This is a genomic window from Caldinitratiruptor microaerophilus (assembly GCF_025999835.1).
GTDB lineage: Bacteria > Bacillota > Sulfobacillia > Symbiobacteriales > ZC4RG38 > Caldinitratiruptor > Caldinitratiruptor microaerophilus.
Window position 1 is genome coordinate 3,564,254 of the sequence record NZ_AP025628.1, and the last position, 16,645, is coordinate 3,580,898.

Sequence of the window (16,645 nt, forward strand, 5' to 3'; positions counted from 1 at the left end):
GAGGGAGGCGCCCGATGGCCGCGCGGTGGCAGTCACTCTTCCTCTGGACCCTCGCCACGGCCCTGGCGGTGGCCCTCCACCTGCTGGGTCGTGCCGGCGTCCTGAGCGGCTACACGGTCCAGGTGCTGTCGCTCATCTGCATCAACATCATCCTGACGGCGAGCCTCAACCTGGTGAACGGGTACCTCGGCGAGTTCGCCATCGGCCACGCCGGGTTCATGGCGGTCGGCGCGTACGTGGCCGGCGTGATGACGGTCAAGCTCGACCTGCCGTTCTGGCTGGCGTTCGTCGCGGCCGGGCTGGCGGCCGCCCTGGCGGCCTGGCTCGTCGGCATCCCGGCGTTCACCACGTTCGGCGACTACCTGGCCATCATCACGCTCGGATTCAACATGATCATCGTCAACGTCATCACGAACATCGACGCCGTCGGCGGGCCCCGGGGCATGGCCGGCCTGCCCAAGGCGACGAACCTGCTGTGGGTCTACGGCACCGTGGCGGCCACGCTGATCGTGCTGGGCAACCTCGTGCGCTCGAACTACGGGCGGCTGTGGACTGCCATCCGCCAGAACGAGATCGCCGCCACCCTGATGGGAGCCCGGGTGAAGCAGCTGAAGCTCACGGCCTTCGTGGTGGCCGGCCTCTTCGCCGGGCTGGCGGGGGCGCTGTGGGGGCACCTGATCCAGTACATCAACCCCTCATCGTTCACGTACATCAAGTCCACGGAGATCCTCGTCATGCTGTACCTGGGCGGGATGGGCAGCCTCAGCGGTTCGGTCGTGGGGGCCACCCTCATGACCGTGCTGCTGGAGAGCCTGCGCGGCCTGGGAGTCTGGCGCCTGGTGATCAGCCCGCTGATCCTGATCGTGATCATGCTCCGGATGCCGCGGGGCATCCTCGGGTTCCGCGAGCTGAGCCTGGGCGGGCTCTTCCGGCCAAGGGGGGTGTCCCGGCGTGCCGCTGCTTGAGATGGACCGCGTCACGATGGCCTTCGGCGGGCTGAGGGCCGTCGAGGACTTCACCCTCCGGCTCGAGCCCGGCGAGCTCGTGGGCCTCATCGGCCCGAACGGAGCCGGCAAGACGACCGTGTTCAACGTGATCACCGGCGTGTACCGGCCCACCGCCGGGCGCATCCGCTTCCAGGGCCAGGATATCGCCGGCCGGCCGCCCGCTGACATCACCCGCCTCGGGATCGCCCGGACCTTCCAGAACATCCGCCTCTTCGCCGACATGACGGTGCTGGAGAACATCCTCGTCGCCTACAACTTCCGGGTGGCGTACGGATTCTGGCGGGCGATCTTCCGGGGGCCGAGCTTCCACGCCGAGGAGCGGCGGCTGCGGGACGAGGCCATGGAGCTCCTGCGCCTGGTGCACCTCCACGACAAGGCCGGCTACCCGGCCGGGAGCCTTCCCTACGGCGAGCAGCGGCGGCTGGAGATCGCCCGGGCGCTGGCCACCCGGCCCCGTCTGCTCCTCCTGGACGAGCCGGCCGCGGGGATGAACCCCGCGGAGGGCCAGGAACTCATGGAGTTCATCCGCTGGGTCCGGAGCCGGTTCGACCTCACGATCCTCCTGATCGAGCACCACATGCCGATCGTCATGGGCGTCTGCGAGCGGGTCCTGGTGCTTGACTTCGGCCGGGTGATCGCAGAGGGCAAGCCGGCCGAGATCCAGAACAACCCCCGGGTGATCGAGGCCTACCTGGGCGAAGAGGAGGCGGCGGGTTAGTGGCACTCCTGGAAGTCGACGACCTCACCGTCACCTACGGCGCCATCCGGGGCGTGAGCGGCATCTCCCTGACGGTGGAGGAGGGGGAGGTCGTCGCCCTCATCGGGGCGAACGGCGCCGGCAAGACGACCACGCTGCGCGCCATCTCCCGCCTCGTGCCGTCCCGGGGGTCGATCCGGTTCGCCGGCCGGGACCTGACCCGCCTTCGCCCGCACGAGGTGACCGCCCTGGGCGTGGTCCACGTGCCTGAAGGGCGCGGCATCTTCCCCCGCCTGACCGTGATGGAGAACCTCGAGCTGGCCACGTGGACCCGGCGGCGGGACCGCGAGGGGATCCGGCGCGACCTCCGGCGCGTGTTCGACCTCTTCCCCCGCCTGGAGGAGCGGCGCGACCAGGTGGCCAACACGCTGAGCGGCGGCGAGCAGCAGATGCTCGCCCTCGGCCGGGCGCTCATGACCCGGGGCCGGCTCATGCTCCTTGACGAGCCCTCCATGGGCCTCGCGCCGGTCCTGGTCAAGGAGATCTTCTCCGTGATCCAGGAGATCAGCGCTTCCGGCACGACCATCCTCCTGGTCGAGCAGAACGCCCACTTCGCCCTCAAGATCGCCCGGCGCGGCTACGTGCTCGAGACGGGCTCCATCGTGCTCTCCGGCCCTGCCGGGGCCGTGGCGGCGAACCCGCGGGTGAAGGCGGCGTACCTGGGGGCGTAGCGGGCGGACCGCTCCTCCGGGACGCGCAGACCCGGCGCCTGTCTCCTGTCAGGTCGCCGGGTCTTTGCGCTGGCCGGTCCCTGATGACGCCTGCACGGGCGTCAACTGCCGGCGTTCACGCCGGCTTCCGTGCGCGTCAAGGCCGTCTCAGCGTCACCTCATAAGCCTCCGGGGCCAGTTGCCGGCTCTCGAAGCCGAAACCGCGCACGCGGGCAAGCCGCTTCAGGTTCTCGACCGACCCCGGCTGCCCCACCACCACGGTCAGGTCCCCCTTCACCGCGGTCAGCGCCTGCTTGACCTGGTGCATCGCGTCCGGGACGTCCAGGCCGCGGCGCGGGTCCTTCGGTTGCCCCCGGGTATCGAGCCGGTTTCCGACGAGATTGAGCCTCGGCCGGTACTCCCGCTTGAGCTCCGCCTCGGCCGCCGCCCACTCCGCTTCGGTCAGGCCGGCCCGGCCGAACAGCACGCAGTGGCAGGTGCCCTTCGCCTCGATGTCGGCCAGGGCGAAGTGGCACGGGCAGAGGAGCTTGCGGTCGAACGCCGGGTCGCCGGTCGGCTCGAAGCACGGGCAGTACTGGTTGCCGTACAGGTCCCGGTTCTCCTCGATCCAGATCTTCAGGTTCGTGTAGAACATCCGGTGGGGATTCACCTGCAGGCCCTTCGCCTGCGCATACCTGCGGATCCACTCGTCGTCCCTCTTCAGCCGGTGCCGGTACTTCCACCAGCCGGCGAGGAAGTCACGGTACATCCGCAGGTTGGCCACTAGCCTCCGAAACAACACAACACCTCCCCCTGTGGCTGTGGGACCGGCCGCCCACGATTTTACGGCTCGCACACCGGGGAGGCACTCCTTGTCAGGGCCCATGTGGCGAGCATATACCCCATGGGGTTTCTTCCTCGTGTGAAGGGCCCTCCGGACGCCGTCGGTCGGATTTCGGTCAAGGCCACCCCGCCCGCGGATTGACCACCCGTCTCGGCCACTACCCTGACGCGCAGTTCCAGGCGTGTAACCCGCCCCGATCAGCCAGCCCAGAATGCCACCCGCGTGGCCACCCCGGCCGGGTGAGCCCGCCGTTCTGTTACAATTACCAGAATCATCTGGATATACCGGCCGGAGTTCCCGGCTTCTCCTCGCAGGATCGCCAGGCGCCGGCCGGCGAGGCTCCTCCGGACCACGGGCGTGCAGAAGTTCCAGCCGCGCTCCTGATGCACGGAAGCATACCTCGATGCTTCGCGACATCGAGGCCACGCTCCCGACAGCAGCCATCTGCGATCGGGACGCCCGGAAGAAAAGGTCTGATGGGGGATGTGTCGAAAAGGTGGGTCGTATGGCACGGCCCTTGCGAATGTACCAATGTGATCCACCGAATCTTCGGGGTTCCACGGAGGAACGGTGAACGGCATGGGAAACGGACGGGCTGCCTCGGAGGCGACCGGGGGCAGGAGGTCGTGGTGATCCGGCTTCACGGCGACCTGGCACGTGCGGCGGGCGAACACACGGCGCGGTTGAGCCTCGAGAGCCCCCTGACGGTCCGGGAGGTGGTGACGGTGCTACGAGGTCTGTACCCCGGGCTGGGCGTCGGGCTGGACGGCCGCGCCGGCCGCGTGGTGGTCCTGCGCAACCGGCTCCCGTGCCTCCTGGACGATCCGGTGACCGACGGCGATCTCCTGGACCTCATTCCGGAAGAGCCCTGACGCCCAGGCGGCGGCGCACGAGCGGAGGAGGCTGATACGGCCAGCACACGCGGATGAAGCCCGCGATGGGGGAGAGGCTCGGGGTGAGCGACGTCAAGGTGCGCCTCGAAGGGGTGCGCAAGGAGTACGGACCGGTGCAGGCGGTCCGCGGCGTCGACCTGGAGGTGAGGCGAGGGGAGTTCCTCACCCTTCTGGGGCCGAGCGGCTGCGGCAAGACCACTACCCTGATGATGATCGCCGGATTCGAGCGGCCCACGGCCGGACGGATCTTCATCGACGGCGAGGACGTCACCGACCTCGCCCCCTTCGAGCGGAACGTCAACACCGTGTTTCAGAACTACGCCCTGTTCCCGCACATGCGGGTGTTCGACAACGTCGCCTTCGGGCTGAGGGTCCGCCGCCTCCCCGAGAAGGAGATCCGCGAGCGGGTCCACCGGGCCCTCGCCCTGGTGCAGCTTGACGGCTACGCGGCCCGCTGGCCCCGGATGCTCTCCGGCGGGCAGCAGCAGCGCGTCGCGCTCGCCCGGGCGATCGTGCTCGAGCCGCAGGTCCTGCTGCTGGACGAACCGCTCGGCGCCCTGGACCTCAAGCTCCGCAAGGAGATGCAGATCGAGCTGAAGCGGCTGCAGAAGCACCTGGGCATCACCTTCATCTACGTGACCCACGACCAGGAAGAAGCCCTGACCATGTCCGACCGCATCGTGGTGATGCACGACGGCCGGATCGAGCAGATCGGTCCCCCGCACGAGATCTACGAGCGGCCCCACACGCGCTTCGTGGCCGGCTTCATCGGGGAGACGAACCTCCTCGAGGCGGAGGTGGCGCCCGCAGGCGGCCTGCACCTCCTCGGGGTCCGGGTGCCCGTGCCGACGGAGTCGCTCGCCCCGGGCTCCCGCGTCGAGGTCTCACTGCGGCCGGAGCGCATCCGCCCGGCGAATGGCGAGTCGCCGTACGCGGTCGAGGTGCGGGTCACCGACCGGATCTACGTCGGGGCGTCGATCCGCCTCCTCGCCCGCGGACCCGGCGAGCGTCTACTTGTCATCAGCGGGCCGGCCGGCTCCTCGCTGAGCGACGCGCTTCCGGGCCAGGCGATCCGGGTGACCTGGGACCCGGCGGACTGCGTGGTGGTGACGTCATGATCCTGAGGCTCCTGCGGCGCAGCCCCGCGCTCCGGACGCTGGCGGCCGTGGGGCCGGCCGCGCTGTGGCTCGGGGTCTTCCAGCTCGTGCCCCTCGTGCTGGTGGTGGTCGTCTCGCTGGCGTCGCGCGGGGCCCACGGCGGCATCGAGTGGGAGTGGGGTCTGCACAACTACGCGCGGTTCCTCGAGCCCCTCTACCTGGGTGTCCTCGGCGAGTCGCTCCTGACCGGCACGCTCGTGACCCTGATCAGCCTCGTGGTCGGGTACCCGTTCGCCTACTACGTGGCGGGGCGGCCGCCCGAGACCCGCAACCTCCTCCTGGTGCTGGTCGTGATCCCCTTCTGGACCAACATGTTGCTGCGCACCTACGGCTGGATGGTCATCCTCCGCAGCAACGGAGTCCTCAACACGGCGCTGCAGGCCCTGGGGCTCACCGACCGCCCGCTGGAACTCCTGTACACCCGGGGCGCGTCGATCCTGGGGCTCGTCTACGTGCTCCTCCCCTTCATGGTCCTGCCCCTGTACGCCAGCATCGAGAAGTTCGACCGCTCGCTCCTGCGGGCCGCCTACGACCTGGGCGCGCGCCCGGCCCGGGCCTTCCTGCAGGTGACGCTGCCCATGACCCTGCCGGGGGTCGTGGCCGGCTCGATCCTGGTCTTCGTGCCGTCGACGGGCCTGTTCTACGTCAGCGACCTGATGGGCGGCGCCAAGACGGTGCTGATCGGGAACCTCATCCAGCGCCAGTTCACCCAGGCCCGCAACTGGCCGTTCGGGGCGGCCGCCGCGGTGGTGCTGATGGCGGTGAGCCTGGCGCTGATCCTCCTGTACCTGCGTCTGTTCGGCAGGCGGGAAGGGGAGTCGCTGCTGTGAGCGCCGTCCGCGCGGTCCGGAGGAGGCGGTGGGGCCACGGCCGGTCGGGCGAATGGCTCCTGAGGGTCCACGCCGGACTGGTGTACCTGTTCCTGTACGCGCCGATCGCCGTCCTCGTGGTCTTCTCCTTCAACAGGTCGCGGCTTGGCGTGAACCTGACCGGATTCACGCTTCAGTGGTACGCCGCCCTGGCGAAGAACGACCGCATCCTGGAGGCGGCGTGGAACAGCCTGGTCGTGGCCGTGGTGGCCACGCTCGCCTCCACGGCCCTCGGGACACTGACGGCCTTCGCGTTCGCCCGCCACCGCTTTGCCGGCAAGACCTTCCTGGAGGGCCTCATCTACGTGCCGATCATCCTGCCGGAGATCATCATGGGCATCTCGCTCCTGGTGCTCTTCAGCTCGATCGGCCTCCGGCTGGGGCTCCTGACGGTGGCGATCGCCCACATCACGTTCTCCATGTCCTTTGTCTTCGTGGTCGTGCAGGCGCGCCTTCACGACTTCGACCGCAATTTGGAGCGGGCGGCCATGGACCTCGGGGCGGACGAGTGGCAGACGTTCTGGAAGGTGACCTTCCCCCTGGTCTTCCCCGGCATCCTGGCAGGCGCACTGCTCGCCTTCACCCTCTCCGTGGACGACGTGATCGTCACCTTCTTCACCACGGGCCCCGGCGCCACGACCCTGCCGCTCCAGGTCTACTCGATGGTGAAGTTCGGGGTGAGCCCGGAGATCAACGCCCTCTCGACGGTCATGCTGGCGGTCACCATGAGCCTGATCGTCCTGGCCGAGCGGCTCCAGCGGCGCAAGATCAGTGGCGGGTTATGAGTTGTGCGTTGTGAGTGATGAGACCGGGGAAAGGAGCTGAGGGGGTCGTATGCGGAAACGGTTCGTAGGTGTGGCGGCGCTTCTCGTGCTCGCCCTTGCCCTGGCCGCCTGCGGCGGACAGGGAGGACAGGCTCCACAGCAGCAGGGCGGCGCGCCCGCCGCGCAGCAGCCGGCCGGCGAACAGAAGCCCGCGCAGGAAGGCGCCCAGCGGAGCGGGGCGGAGGTCGATCGGTCCAAGCTCTCGAAGGAACTGAACCTGTTCATCTGGACGGAATACATGCCGGATGAAGTGCTCCAGGAATTTGAAAAGGAGTACGGCGTTAAGGTAAACTATGATACGTACTCCAGCAACGAGGAGGCCCTGGCCAAGCTGCAAGCCGGGGGCGCGCTGTACGACGTCGTCGTGCCCAGCGACTACATGGTCCAGATCATGATCTCCCAGGGCCTGCTGGAGGAGCTGGACAAGTCCAACATCCCCAACCTCAAGAACGCCGGCAAGGAGTACCTCGATCCCCCCTATGATCCGGGCAACCGCTACAGCGTACCTTACATGTGGGGGACCGTAGGGATCGTTTACAACAAGAAGTACGTGAAGCCGGAGCCCACGTCGTGGGGCGACCTGTGGAAGCCGGAGTACAAGGGCCGGGTCGTCCTGCTCGACGACAGCCGTGAGGTCATGGGCATGGCCCTCCAGCTCCTGGGCTACTCGAAGAACGAGACCGACCGCGCGAAGCTGGAGGAGGCGAAGAAGAAGCTGATCGAGCTCCTGCCGAACGTCAAGGCGTTCGACAGCGACAGTCCCAAGACCCTCATCCTGAGCGAAGAGGTGTGGATCGGCCAGACGTGGAACGGCGAGGCGGCCCTGGCGATGCAGGAGAATCCGGACATCGGCTACGTGCTGCCCAAGGAGAAGGGGGGCCGCTGGCAGGATAACCTGGTCATCCCGAAGGGTGCGCCGCACAAGTACACGGCGGAGGTGTTCATCAACTACCTCTACCGTCCCGAAGTGGCCGCCAAGATCGCCAGCGCCTTCCCGTACGGTTCCCCGAACGTCGAGGCCGTGAAGCTCCTCGATGCCAAGATCCGCCAGAATGCCGCTTCCTATCCCCCCGCCGACAAGCTCGCACAGGCCGAGTGGATCACCGACGTCGGTGAAGCCACCGAGCTGTACGACCAGTTCTTCACCGAGGTGAAGAGCTCCAAGTAACCCGTTCCATCCCTCAGGGCGCGCAGGTCCGGGCGGGGGGGTGGCGCATCCCGCCCGGACCTTTCATCCTCACCCGGCGGCAAACCAATGCCAAAGGAGAGTTGGGTGTTGTGGAGGACAACAGACGCCAGCAGCTAGCCGTGCAGGCGGCACCGGTAACCCTGAAGGAGGTGAAGGATCCAGGGGACCCGGATATCCTGCGCTTCCGTGAGCTGATGGTCGGGGCGTTTGCCGACCCGAACATGATCGCGGACCCGGACCAGCTCACGGCGTGGGTTCGGGATCGGGACGGCGGCGGCCGGCGGTTCCACCTGCTCGTGGTGCGGGTGGGCGGCCAGGTCGCGGGCGGCACCCTGTTCAGCTACGTCCCCGAGACGAACGTCGGTTTCTCGGAGTACATCATCGTTGCACCGGCGTACCGGGGGCACGGGCTGGCCCGGCTTCTCTTCCAGCGCCGTCTCACGATCCTGGAGTGGGACGCCCGCCTGAAGGGAAAGCCTCCGATCCGCGGCATCTTCATCGAGGTGGCCCACCCCATGCGCCTGCCGCCCGAACTCTACGAGGCGGACCGGCGAATGGCGGTGGATCCCGTGGAGCGCCGGCGGATCATGCACCATTTCGGGTTCCGCCAGCTCGATCTCGAGTACAACCAGCCGCCGCTCACCCAAGACAGGGAGCCGGTCTCGTACCTGGACCTCCTGTTCCTGCCGCTGGACCCGGACCTGAAGGCGGCGGGTGCGCTGCCCGCCGAGATGATCCTCCGGAGCCTCCGGCCCATCTGGCGCGCCTGGGCCGTGCCCTCGTGGGAGGAGTACCTGCGGCGGATGCGCCGGGCACTCGACGGCAAGCCCGTCGCCATGCTGCCCTGCTGGACCCCCGAGATGGAAAGGGTTGCAGGCGCATGAGGTACGAGGCCATCGTCGTCGGGGGCGGGATTGTCGGCCTGAGCACGGCCTGGGGCCTCGCGAAGCGGGGTCTGGGCCCCGTGGCCGTGCTCGAGCGGGGGCCGGTGGCCGCCGGGGCCACCCTCCGCAGCGCCGGGGTCGTCACCGCCCAGCTCTGGACCCCGGAGGACATTCAGCTGGCCCTGCGCACCCAGAAGGTCCTGGCCGAGCTCGAGGCCGCCTCCGGCGGTCTCTTCCGCATCGAGCGGGATGGTTCCTTGACCATGGTCGGTCCGGGCCAGGAGGCCCACCTCCACCGGCAGGCCGGGATGATCCGCGCCGCCGGAGGGGAGGTGGAGCTGTGGGAGCCGGAGCGGGTGGCGGGCGAGTACCCGGCCATCCTCACCGAAGGGATCACCCTGGCGCTCTACACCCCCCGGGACGGGACCCTGCGTCCCGCGGAGGCCCTGGCCGCGCTGGGTGCGGCCGCCCGGGCTGCGGGCGTCCACACGTTCGAGTCGACGCCGGTCGAGCACGTGGCCATCGAAGGCGGGCGGGTGCGGGGCGTCTACGTGGCCGGGGAGGTGCTCGAGGCGCCCCGGGTGATCCTGGCGGCCGGCATCTGGACCCGGCAGATCGCCCGGAACTCCGGCTTCGACCTGCCGCTCAAGGCCTTCCGCACCCAGGTGTCGGCCGTGGTGGCGCCGGAGCCGATCGACCTGCCGGAGATGACGGACGCCGCCCGCGGCATCTACTGCTTCTCCCGCAGGCCCCGAACGGTCTTCTTCGGGTACGGCACGGAGATCGAGGGTATCGACCCCGACGCCTATCGTCAGGAGCGCGACGAGGCGGAAGAGGAAGCGGCGCTGGCCCGCCTGGCCGAGCGGATCCCGATCCTCCGCCGGGCCCGGCCGGCGGGCGGCTGGGCCGGGGTGTGCGACATCTCGGCCGACGTCCTGCCGCTCATCGGCGCCCAGGGCGAGATCGACGGGCTCTACCTCAACTGCGGCTTCGCCGGTTACGGCATCAGCCGGGGGCCCGGGGCGGGGGACGCGCTGGCGGCCGTGATCGCCGGCGAGGAGCCCGGCCTGGACCTGGGCCCGTACCGGGCGGACAGGCACAAGGGGTTCGAGGACTTCGAGATCCACTTCGGCGGGCCGTGGCAGGTATCCGTGCGGAGCGACCAGGTGGGGGCGTGATCCGCCCCCACCTCGGTTGTATCGGCAGAGCCTCTTTTCAGCTCTGTTATCCAATTGGCAGGAACCCCCGCGCAGGATCTCGAATCCCCCCACCATCTGGCACAAGGGCGGTGGTGGGCGTGACGGTGCCGGCCTCGGTGCGCGGGAGACGGCCCGCTTCCCGGGCGGATGCCTCCGCCCCGCTGGGACAGGCCGAACTGGAGGCCGTGCTGCAGTCCAGCTTCGACGAGATCTTCATCACTGACGGCGAGGGGATCACCCTGCGCGTCAACGCGGCGTGCGAGCGGCTGTACGGCCTCACCGAGGCCGAGCTGGTGGGCCGCCACGTCGCCGATCTCGAGCGGGAGGGGGTCTTCTCGCCCTCCATCACCAACCGGGTGCTGGCGACCGGGCGCCAGGAGACCGTCGTCCAGGTGACCCGGACCGGGCGACGGCTGGTCGTCACGGGAACGCCCGTGTTCGACGAGGCCGGACGCATCACGCGCGTCGTGAGCGTGGCCCGGGACATCACCGAGCTGAACCGGGTGGTGGAGGAGCTGGCGGCCGTCGAGAGCCTGGCGAACCGCTACCGGCAGGAGATCGCCGCCCTGCGGGCCCGTCAGGAGGAGGGGGAGGGCCTCGTCTTCCGGAGCGTGGCGATGGAGCGGGTCCTGAGCCTTGTCCGGCAGGTGGCCGAGGTCGACGCGACGGTCCTCATCACCGGCGAGTCCGGGGTCGGCAAGGAGCAGGTGGCGCGGCTCATCCACCGGGCCAGCCCCCGGGCGGACGGCCCCCTCATGACGATCGACTGCGGCGCGCTGCCGCAGAGCCTCATCGAGTCGGAGCTCTTCGGCTACGAGCGGGGCGCCTTCACCGGGGCGAACCGGGACGGCAAGCGCGGCCTCATCGAGATGGCGGACAAGGGGACGCTCTTCCTCGACGAGATCGGCGAACTGCCCCTGAGCCTGCAGGTGAAGCTCCTGCGCTTCTTGCAGGAACGGTCCGTCGTGCGGGTCGGAGGGCTGCGTCCCATCCCCGTGGACGTGCGGATCATCGCTGCCACCAACCGCGACCTGCGGCAGATGGTGCGTGAGGGCCGCTTCCGGGAGGACCTGTTCTGGCGCCTCAACGTGGTGCCGATCCACGTCCCGCCCCTGCGGGAGCGGCCGGAGGACATCCTGGCCCTGGCGGAGCACTTCCTGGCCCGGGCGGCGGTCCGGTACGGGCGGCAGCGGTCACTCTCCCGCGAGGTGGCGGACATCCTGATGCGCTACCCGTGGCCCGGCAACGTGCGGGAGCTCGAGAACCTGATCGAGCGCCTGGTGGTGACGTCCTCCGGGCCCGTGATCACCCCGGAGGACCTGCCGGATGGGTTCGCGCCGCCCGATCGGGGGCTCTCCACCACCGGGCCCGTGGAGGTCCGCGAGATCCTGCCCCTGGCCGACGCCGTGGCCGAGGTCGAGCGCCAGCTCCTGGCCCTGGCCCGCCGCCGCTACCGCAGCACCCACGAGATGGCCCGGGCGCTGCGGGTGAACCAGTCCACGGTTGTTCGCAAGCTCCGCCGGTACTTTCCCCCGGCACGGGACACCGGGGCCGGCGAGCCCGTGGACCCGTAGCATCGCCCCGATGCTCGAACGCATCAACGATCGGGACAGTCGCGCGAGTCCGCCGGACCCCGAAAGGCCGGCGGCTCTGGCTTTGCGGGCGGTTCCAACCTTGTTCCGGCCCTGTCCGTGGCACGAGCCTTGCATTCATGCGGTGGCATCCGGGTAGCCCCAGGGGCGCCGGAGAATCCGGTGGTCTGTACGGACGGAGGGATGGCCATGGAGCAGGACCCGGGCGTGACCATCCGCGAGGTCTCGGACCCCGCCGACCCCGAGGTGGAGGCGGTCGCCGGCCTCCTGCTGGAGACGTTCGCCGACCCGAACATCGTCCTCCCCGCCGCCCGGATGCGGGAGTTCCTGGAAGCCACGCGGGCGGGAAGCCGGGCCGCGGGCCGGACCTTCCACGTCCTGGCGGCGCGGGCGGGCGGCAGGCTTGCGGGTGCGACCGTCTTCAGCTACGTGGCCGCCGCCGGCGTCGGGTTCTCCGAGTACATGGTGGTGGCGCCGGGGTTCCGGGGGCAGGGCGTGGCGCGGCGCCTCTTCGACGCCCGCCGGGCCGTGCTCGACCGGCAGGCCCGGACGGCCGGCCGGCAGGGGGCTGCAGGCCTCTTCATCGAAGTGGAGAACCCGGAGCGTACACCGGCGGAGTTCCTGGAACGGGAGCGGGCCACCGCCATGGACGCGTGGGCCCGGCTGCGCTTCTTCCATCACCTGGGCTTCCGCCGCTGCGACCTCACCTACGTGCAACCGCCGCTGGCGCCGGGCCGTGAGCCGGTGGACTACCTGGACCTGCTGTTCCTCCCCTGGGACGAGTCGATCCGGCGGGCAGGGGTCCTCCCCCCGCAGGTCCTCCTGGACGCGGTGAAACCGATCTGGGTGGGCTGGGCGCCGGACACCTACGAGGACGAGCTCAGGCGGCTGGGCAGCCGCATCGGCGGGCGGCCCGTCCGGCTCGTGCCGCTGTTCCCCCAGTGACATCTGCCGGGCGGCCTGCGCCGGGCCCGGACCGAGGAGCGTGATGCGACCCATGCAGCGGTCGGCGGAAGAGATCAAGGCGCTCGACCGGCGCCACGTCCTGCACCCGAACGTTGTGCTGGCGGACCACGCCCGGGGCCTGCCGATGCCGATCATGGTCGAGGGCCAGGGCGCCGTCCTGCGGGACATCGACGGGAAGGAGTACATCGACGCCATCGGGGCGCTGTGGCTCGCCAACATCGGCTACGGCCGCAAGGAGCTGGCCGAGGTCGCCCGGCGCCAGATGGAGAAGCTCTCGTTCTGGTCCCTCTTCTGGGGCTACGGCAACGTGCCGGCAGTCGAACTCGCGGCCCGGCTGGCGGAGATCGCCCCGCCCGGCCTGAGCCACGTGTTCTTCACCAGCGGCGGCTCCGAGGCCAACGAGACCAGCATCAAGATCGCCCGCCTGTACCACGTCCGGCGCGGCGAGCCGTCCCGCCGGCACATCATCGGGCTCGCCAGGGCGTACCACGGCGTCTCCTACGGCGCCATGACCGCCACGGGGCTCGAGACGGTGCGGCAGAACTACGAGCCTTACGTCGGCGCCTTCGACCACATCCCGTCCGCCTACTGCTACCGGTGCCCGCTGGGCAAGGCCTACCCGGCGTGCGGGGTGGCCTGTGCCGGCGAGCTCGAGCGCAAGATCCTGGACCTCGGGCCCCAGAACGTTGCCGCCTTCATCGCCGAGCCCATCCACGGGGTCGGCGGCGTGATCACGCCCCCGCCGGAGTACTTCCCCCGCATCCGGGAGATCTGCGACCGGTACGGCGTGCTCTTCATCGCCGACGAGGTGATCTGCGGCTTCGGCCGCACCGGCACGTGGTTCGGGATCGAGCACTGGGGCGTCGTCCCCGACCTCATCTCGGCGGCCAAGGGGCTGTCGAGCGGCTACCTGCCCATCGGCGCGACCCTGGTGCACGACCGGGTCTACGAGGCGCTCGGCCAGCCGGAGGGGCCCGGCGCCTACTTCAACCACGGGTTCACGTACTCGGGGCACCCGGTCGCCGCCGCCGTGGCGCTGGAGAACATCCGCATCCTCGCCGAGGAGCGCCTGGGCGAGCGCGCGGTCGAGATGGGCCGGTACCTCACCGAGCGCCTGCGCAGGGCGGAGAATCCCTACATCGGCGACATCCGCGGCAAGGGCCTGATGCTCGGGGTGGAGCTCGTCGCCGACCCGGCCACCGGCGAGATGCCGGCCGACCCCAACGTGGGCCGCTACGCCGAGGCGCGCTGCCGGGAGCACGGCGTGATCGTCCGGGCCCTGGCGCCGGGGAACATCATCGCCCTGTCGCCGCCCCTCGTCGTCACCCGGGAGCAGGTCGACCGGATCGTCGAGGTGCTCGACGAGGCCGTCCGGTACGTGTTCGAGCATCCGCCGGCCCCGGCCCGCTGAGGAGGAGAGTTCACGTTGCGATATCCGCCCGTTCACGAGGCCACCGGGACCCGGGGGGTGGTGGCGGCCAAGCACGGGCTCGCGGCCGAAGCAGGACTGGAGATGCTCCGCCGCGGGGGGAATGCGGTCGACGCCGCCGTGGCCGCCGCCTTCGCCAGCGGCGTGGTCGAGCCCTGGATGAGCGGCATCGGCGGCGGGGGGTACATGGTGATTCGCCGGGGGGACACGGGCGAGGCCGTGGTCGTCGATTACAGCCTGCGGGCCCCCCTGGCCGCCCGTGAGGACATGTTCGAGATCGTGCCCGGCCGGTCGTCGGGGCTGTTCCCGTGGCCCCTCGTGAGGGACGACGCGAACCACCAGGGCTGGCTCTCGGTCGCCGTGCCGGGCACCGTGGCCGGGCTGGCGCTGGCGCTGGAGCGGTTCGGCCGGCTCGACCTGGCGACGGTGATGGAGCCCGCCATCCGCCTGGCGGCCGAGGGGTTCCCCGTCACCTGGTACGCCACCCTGCGGATCGCGGTCGAGGCGCCGTTACTGGCCCGTTACCCCGAGACCGCCCGGATCTTCCTGCCCGGTGGCCTGCCGGCCCGCCCGGCGGCGGGCGAGGACCTGCCGCCCGAGCGGATCGTGCAGCCCGACCTGGCCGAGACGCTCCGGCGGATCGCCCGGGGCGGTGCCGACGAGTTCTACCGGGGCGAGACGGCCCGCCGCATCGCCGCGGCCATGAAGGCGGCGGGGGGCCTCATCACCGAGGAGGACCTCGCCCGCTACCGCGCTGAGGTCGTGCCGGCGCTGGTCACCCCGTACCGGGGATGGCAGGTGGCCACCCCGCCGGGGCCGGCGGGCGGCGTCTCTCTGGCCCAGATGCTGCGGATCCTGGAGGGTACGGACCTGACCGCCCTCGGCCACAACTCCGTCCTCTACCTGCACCGGGTGGCCACGGCGATGCGGCTGGCCTTCGAGGACCGCTACGCCCGGCTGGCGGACGGCGCCGACTGGGAGGCGCTGCTGTCGGGCGACCACGTCGCCACGCTGCAGGCCCGCCTGGAGGCCGGCCGGGCCCCGGCGGCGGGCGCACCGGGGGAGCCCGGCGGCACCTCCACGACCCACCTCGCCGCCGCCGACGCGCAGGGGAACGTGGTCTCCTGCACGCAGACGCTCCTGAGCCTGTTCGGGTCCCGGGTCACCGTGCCCGGGACGGGGATCCTCCTCAACAACGGGATGTTCTGGTTCGATCCGGAGCCCGGGAAGCCCAACTCGCCGGGCCCCGGCAAGCGCCCGCTCAGCAACATGGCGCCGCTGGTGGCCGTCGGCCCCGGCGGCTGGCCCCGGGTGGGCCTGGGGTCGTCCGGCGGACGGCGGATCCTCGGCGCCAACCTGCAGATCTTGCTGGCGATCGTTGACGGCGGGCTCGGGCTCGGCGCCGCGATCGGCGCCCCCCGGATCGACATCTCCACCGGCCGGCTCCTCGCCGACCGGCGCCTCGGCGACCGGACGCTCGCCGCGCTGGCCGCCCTCGGTCACGACGTGGTGCCGGTCTCCGAGGCGCCCTACCCGCAGCACTTCGCCAGCCCCGCCGGGGTCATGGCGACGGAGGCGGGGCTCTTGGTGGGCGCCGTGGACCCGATCATGCCGGCGGAGGCGCTAGCGTTCTGAGGGGTGCACGGGGCGGGGTCCGCCGTGCGGTATCATGGACCCGGTGGAGATGTGGTAGTCTCGCTCCGGATTCGAAAGAGGTGCGCCGTGATGGCCAGTCCGCCTCGTGCGCAGCAGTCCGCCACCCGTCGCCACGAGAACCCGACGCGCGTCCCGTTCGAGGAGTTTCTCGCGTCCCTGCAGGAAGGTTCGTGGGCCGAGTGGGTGGACGGAGCGGTGGTCCCGTTGGCGCCCGCTTCCGCGCGACACCAGCGAATCGCCCTGTTCCTGGCCTCAGTCCTTTCCGAGTACGTCCGGGCCCGTGATCTGGACGAGGTGTTCCAGGCCCCCTTCGTGGTCCGCCCGCCTGACCCGCTCGCGCGAGCCAGGGAACCCGATCTGGTGTTCGTGCGGAAGGATCGCCTTTCTCTCTTGCGGGATACCTACCTCGAGGGTGCGCCCGACCTGGCTGTCGAGATCACCTCACCCGAGAGCCTGAGCCGGGACCGGGGTGAGAAGTTCGTGGAGTACGAAGCGGCCGGCATCCCGGAGTACTGGCTGATCGACCCGGACCGGACGCAATCGGAGTTCTACCAGCTGCAGCGGGATGGCCGCTACCGCTCGGTTCCCGCCGGCCCCGAGGGGATCTACCGGTCCAGCGTGGTCTCGGGCTTCTGGCTCCGTGTCGAATGGCTGTGGCGCGATCCGCTTCCCTCTGCACTCCAGGTGGCGAGAGAACTCGGTGTCGACCTTTGAGCCGAACAGTCCCGG

At 70.3% G+C, this 16,645-nt stretch carries 17 protein-coding genes; 15 read left to right on the plus strand and 2 right to left on the minus strand.

Features of this window, described 5'->3' with window-relative positions; translation table 11 throughout:
* Positions 1 to 14 precede the first annotated feature (14 nt).
* The 3 genes from caldi_RS17395 to caldi_RS17405 are packed head-to-tail and all read left to right on the plus strand — an operon-like array spanning position 15 to position 2,435.
* A complete protein-coding gene (locus caldi_RS17395; protein ID WP_264843002.1) occupies positions 15 to 965 on the plus strand; it encodes a branched-chain amino acid ABC transporter permease in 951 nt (316 codons plus the stop codon).
* On the plus strand, positions 952 to 1,725 hold the full coding sequence (locus tag caldi_RS17400) for an ABC transporter ATP-binding protein (protein ID WP_264843003.1): 774 nt from the start codon (positions 952 to 954) through the stop codon (positions 1,723 to 1,725). The genes caldi_RS17395 and caldi_RS17400 overlap by 14 nt, the downstream gene beginning before the upstream one ends.
* The gene (locus caldi_RS17405; RefSeq protein ID WP_264843004.1) at positions 1,725 to 2,435 is read left to right on the plus strand and encodes an ABC transporter ATP-binding protein; all 711 of its coding nucleotides are present in this window, start codon (positions 1,725 to 1,727) and stop codon (positions 2,433 to 2,435) included. Before caldi_RS17400 ends, caldi_RS17405 begins: the two co-directional genes overlap by 1 nt.
* Positions 2,436 to 2,571: 136 nt before the next feature.
* Here the strand turns inward: caldi_RS17405 and caldi_RS17410 are convergent, their stop codons facing one another.
* A complete protein-coding gene (locus caldi_RS17410; protein ID WP_264843005.1) occupies positions 2,572 to 3,213 on the minus strand; it encodes a ferredoxin-thioredoxin reductase catalytic domain-containing protein in 642 nt (213 codons plus the stop codon).
* Positions 3,214 to 3,455: 242 nt separating this feature from the next.
* A complete protein-coding gene (locus tag caldi_RS17415) occupies positions 3,456 to 3,647 on the minus strand; it encodes a hypothetical protein (protein WP_264843006.1) in 192 nt (63 codons plus the stop codon).
* 240 nt (positions 3,648 to 3,887) lie between these two features.
* Between caldi_RS17415 and caldi_RS17420 the strand changes: the two genes are divergently transcribed.
* The 12 genes from caldi_RS17420 (at position 3,888) to caldi_RS17480 (ending at position 16,630) form a co-directional block, all read left to right on the plus strand.
* Positions 3,888 to 4,130 carry a MoaD/ThiS family protein gene (locus tag caldi_RS17420; RefSeq protein WP_264843007.1) on the plus strand — a complete coding sequence of 81 codons (243 nt, stop codon included), beginning with the start codon at positions 3,888 to 3,890 and terminating at the stop codon, positions 4,128 to 4,130.
* An 83-nt stretch (positions 4,131 to 4,213) separates the two neighbouring features.
* On the plus strand, positions 4,214 to 5,269 hold the full coding sequence (locus caldi_RS17425) for an ABC transporter ATP-binding protein (RefSeq protein ID WP_264843008.1): 1,056 nt from the start codon (positions 4,214 to 4,216) through the stop codon (positions 5,267 to 5,269).
* The gene (locus caldi_RS17430) at positions 5,266 to 6,138 is read left to right on the plus strand and encodes an ABC transporter permease (RefSeq protein WP_264843009.1); all 873 of its coding nucleotides are present in this window, start codon (positions 5,266 to 5,268) and stop codon (positions 6,136 to 6,138) included. The genes caldi_RS17425 and caldi_RS17430 overlap by 4 nt, the downstream gene beginning before the upstream one ends.
* The gene (locus caldi_RS17435) at positions 6,135 to 6,962 is read left to right on the plus strand and encodes an ABC transporter permease (RefSeq protein WP_264843010.1); all 828 of its coding nucleotides are present in this window, start codon (positions 6,135 to 6,137) and stop codon (positions 6,960 to 6,962) included. Before caldi_RS17430 ends, caldi_RS17435 begins: the two co-directional genes overlap by 4 nt.
* Positions 6,963 to 7,011: 49 nt before the next feature.
* Positions 7,012 to 8,169 (plus strand): polyamine ABC transporter substrate-binding protein, encoded by a 1,158-nt coding sequence (locus caldi_RS17440; protein WP_264843011.1) that lies wholly within the window; start codon positions 7,012 to 7,014, stop codon positions 8,167 to 8,169.
* Between the two features lie 110 nt (positions 8,170 to 8,279).
* The gene (locus caldi_RS17445; protein ID WP_264843012.1) at positions 8,280 to 9,074 is read left to right on the plus strand and encodes a GNAT family N-acetyltransferase; all 795 of its coding nucleotides are present in this window, start codon (positions 8,280 to 8,282) and stop codon (positions 9,072 to 9,074) included.
* The gene (locus caldi_RS17450) at positions 9,071 to 10,252 is read left to right on the plus strand and encodes an NAD(P)/FAD-dependent oxidoreductase (protein WP_264843013.1); all 1,182 of its coding nucleotides are present in this window, start codon (positions 9,071 to 9,073) and stop codon (positions 10,250 to 10,252) included. Before caldi_RS17445 ends, caldi_RS17450 begins: the two co-directional genes overlap by 4 nt.
* Positions 10,253 to 10,371: 119 nt before the next feature.
* The gene (locus caldi_RS17690; protein WP_319951778.1) at positions 10,372 to 11,847 is read left to right on the plus strand and encodes a sigma-54 interaction domain-containing protein; all 1,476 of its coding nucleotides are present in this window, start codon (positions 10,372 to 10,374) and stop codon (positions 11,845 to 11,847) included.
* Between the two features lie 207 nt (positions 11,848 to 12,054).
* Positions 12,055 to 12,810, plus strand: a complete 756-nt coding sequence (locus tag caldi_RS17465; RefSeq protein WP_264843014.1) for a GNAT family N-acetyltransferase — start codon at positions 12,055 to 12,057, stop codon at positions 12,808 to 12,810.
* A 52-nt stretch (positions 12,811 to 12,862) separates the two neighbouring features.
* Positions 12,863 to 14,242, plus strand: coding sequence for an aminotransferase family protein (locus tag caldi_RS17470; RefSeq protein WP_264843015.1), 1,380 nt, complete (start codon positions 12,863 to 12,865; stop codon positions 14,240 to 14,242).
* 15 nt (positions 14,243 to 14,257) lie between these two features.
* Positions 14,258 to 15,895 carry a gamma-glutamyltransferase gene (gene ggt, locus caldi_RS17475; RefSeq protein WP_264843016.1) on the plus strand — a complete coding sequence of 546 codons (1,638 nt, stop codon included), beginning with the start codon at positions 14,258 to 14,260 and terminating at the stop codon, positions 15,893 to 15,895.
* A gap of 90 nt (positions 15,896 to 15,985) precedes the next feature.
* On the plus strand, positions 15,986 to 16,630 hold the full coding sequence (locus caldi_RS17480) for a Uma2 family endonuclease (RefSeq protein ID WP_264843017.1): 645 nt from the start codon (positions 15,986 to 15,988) through the stop codon (positions 16,628 to 16,630).
* Positions 16,631 to 16,645 lie beyond the last annotated feature (15 nt).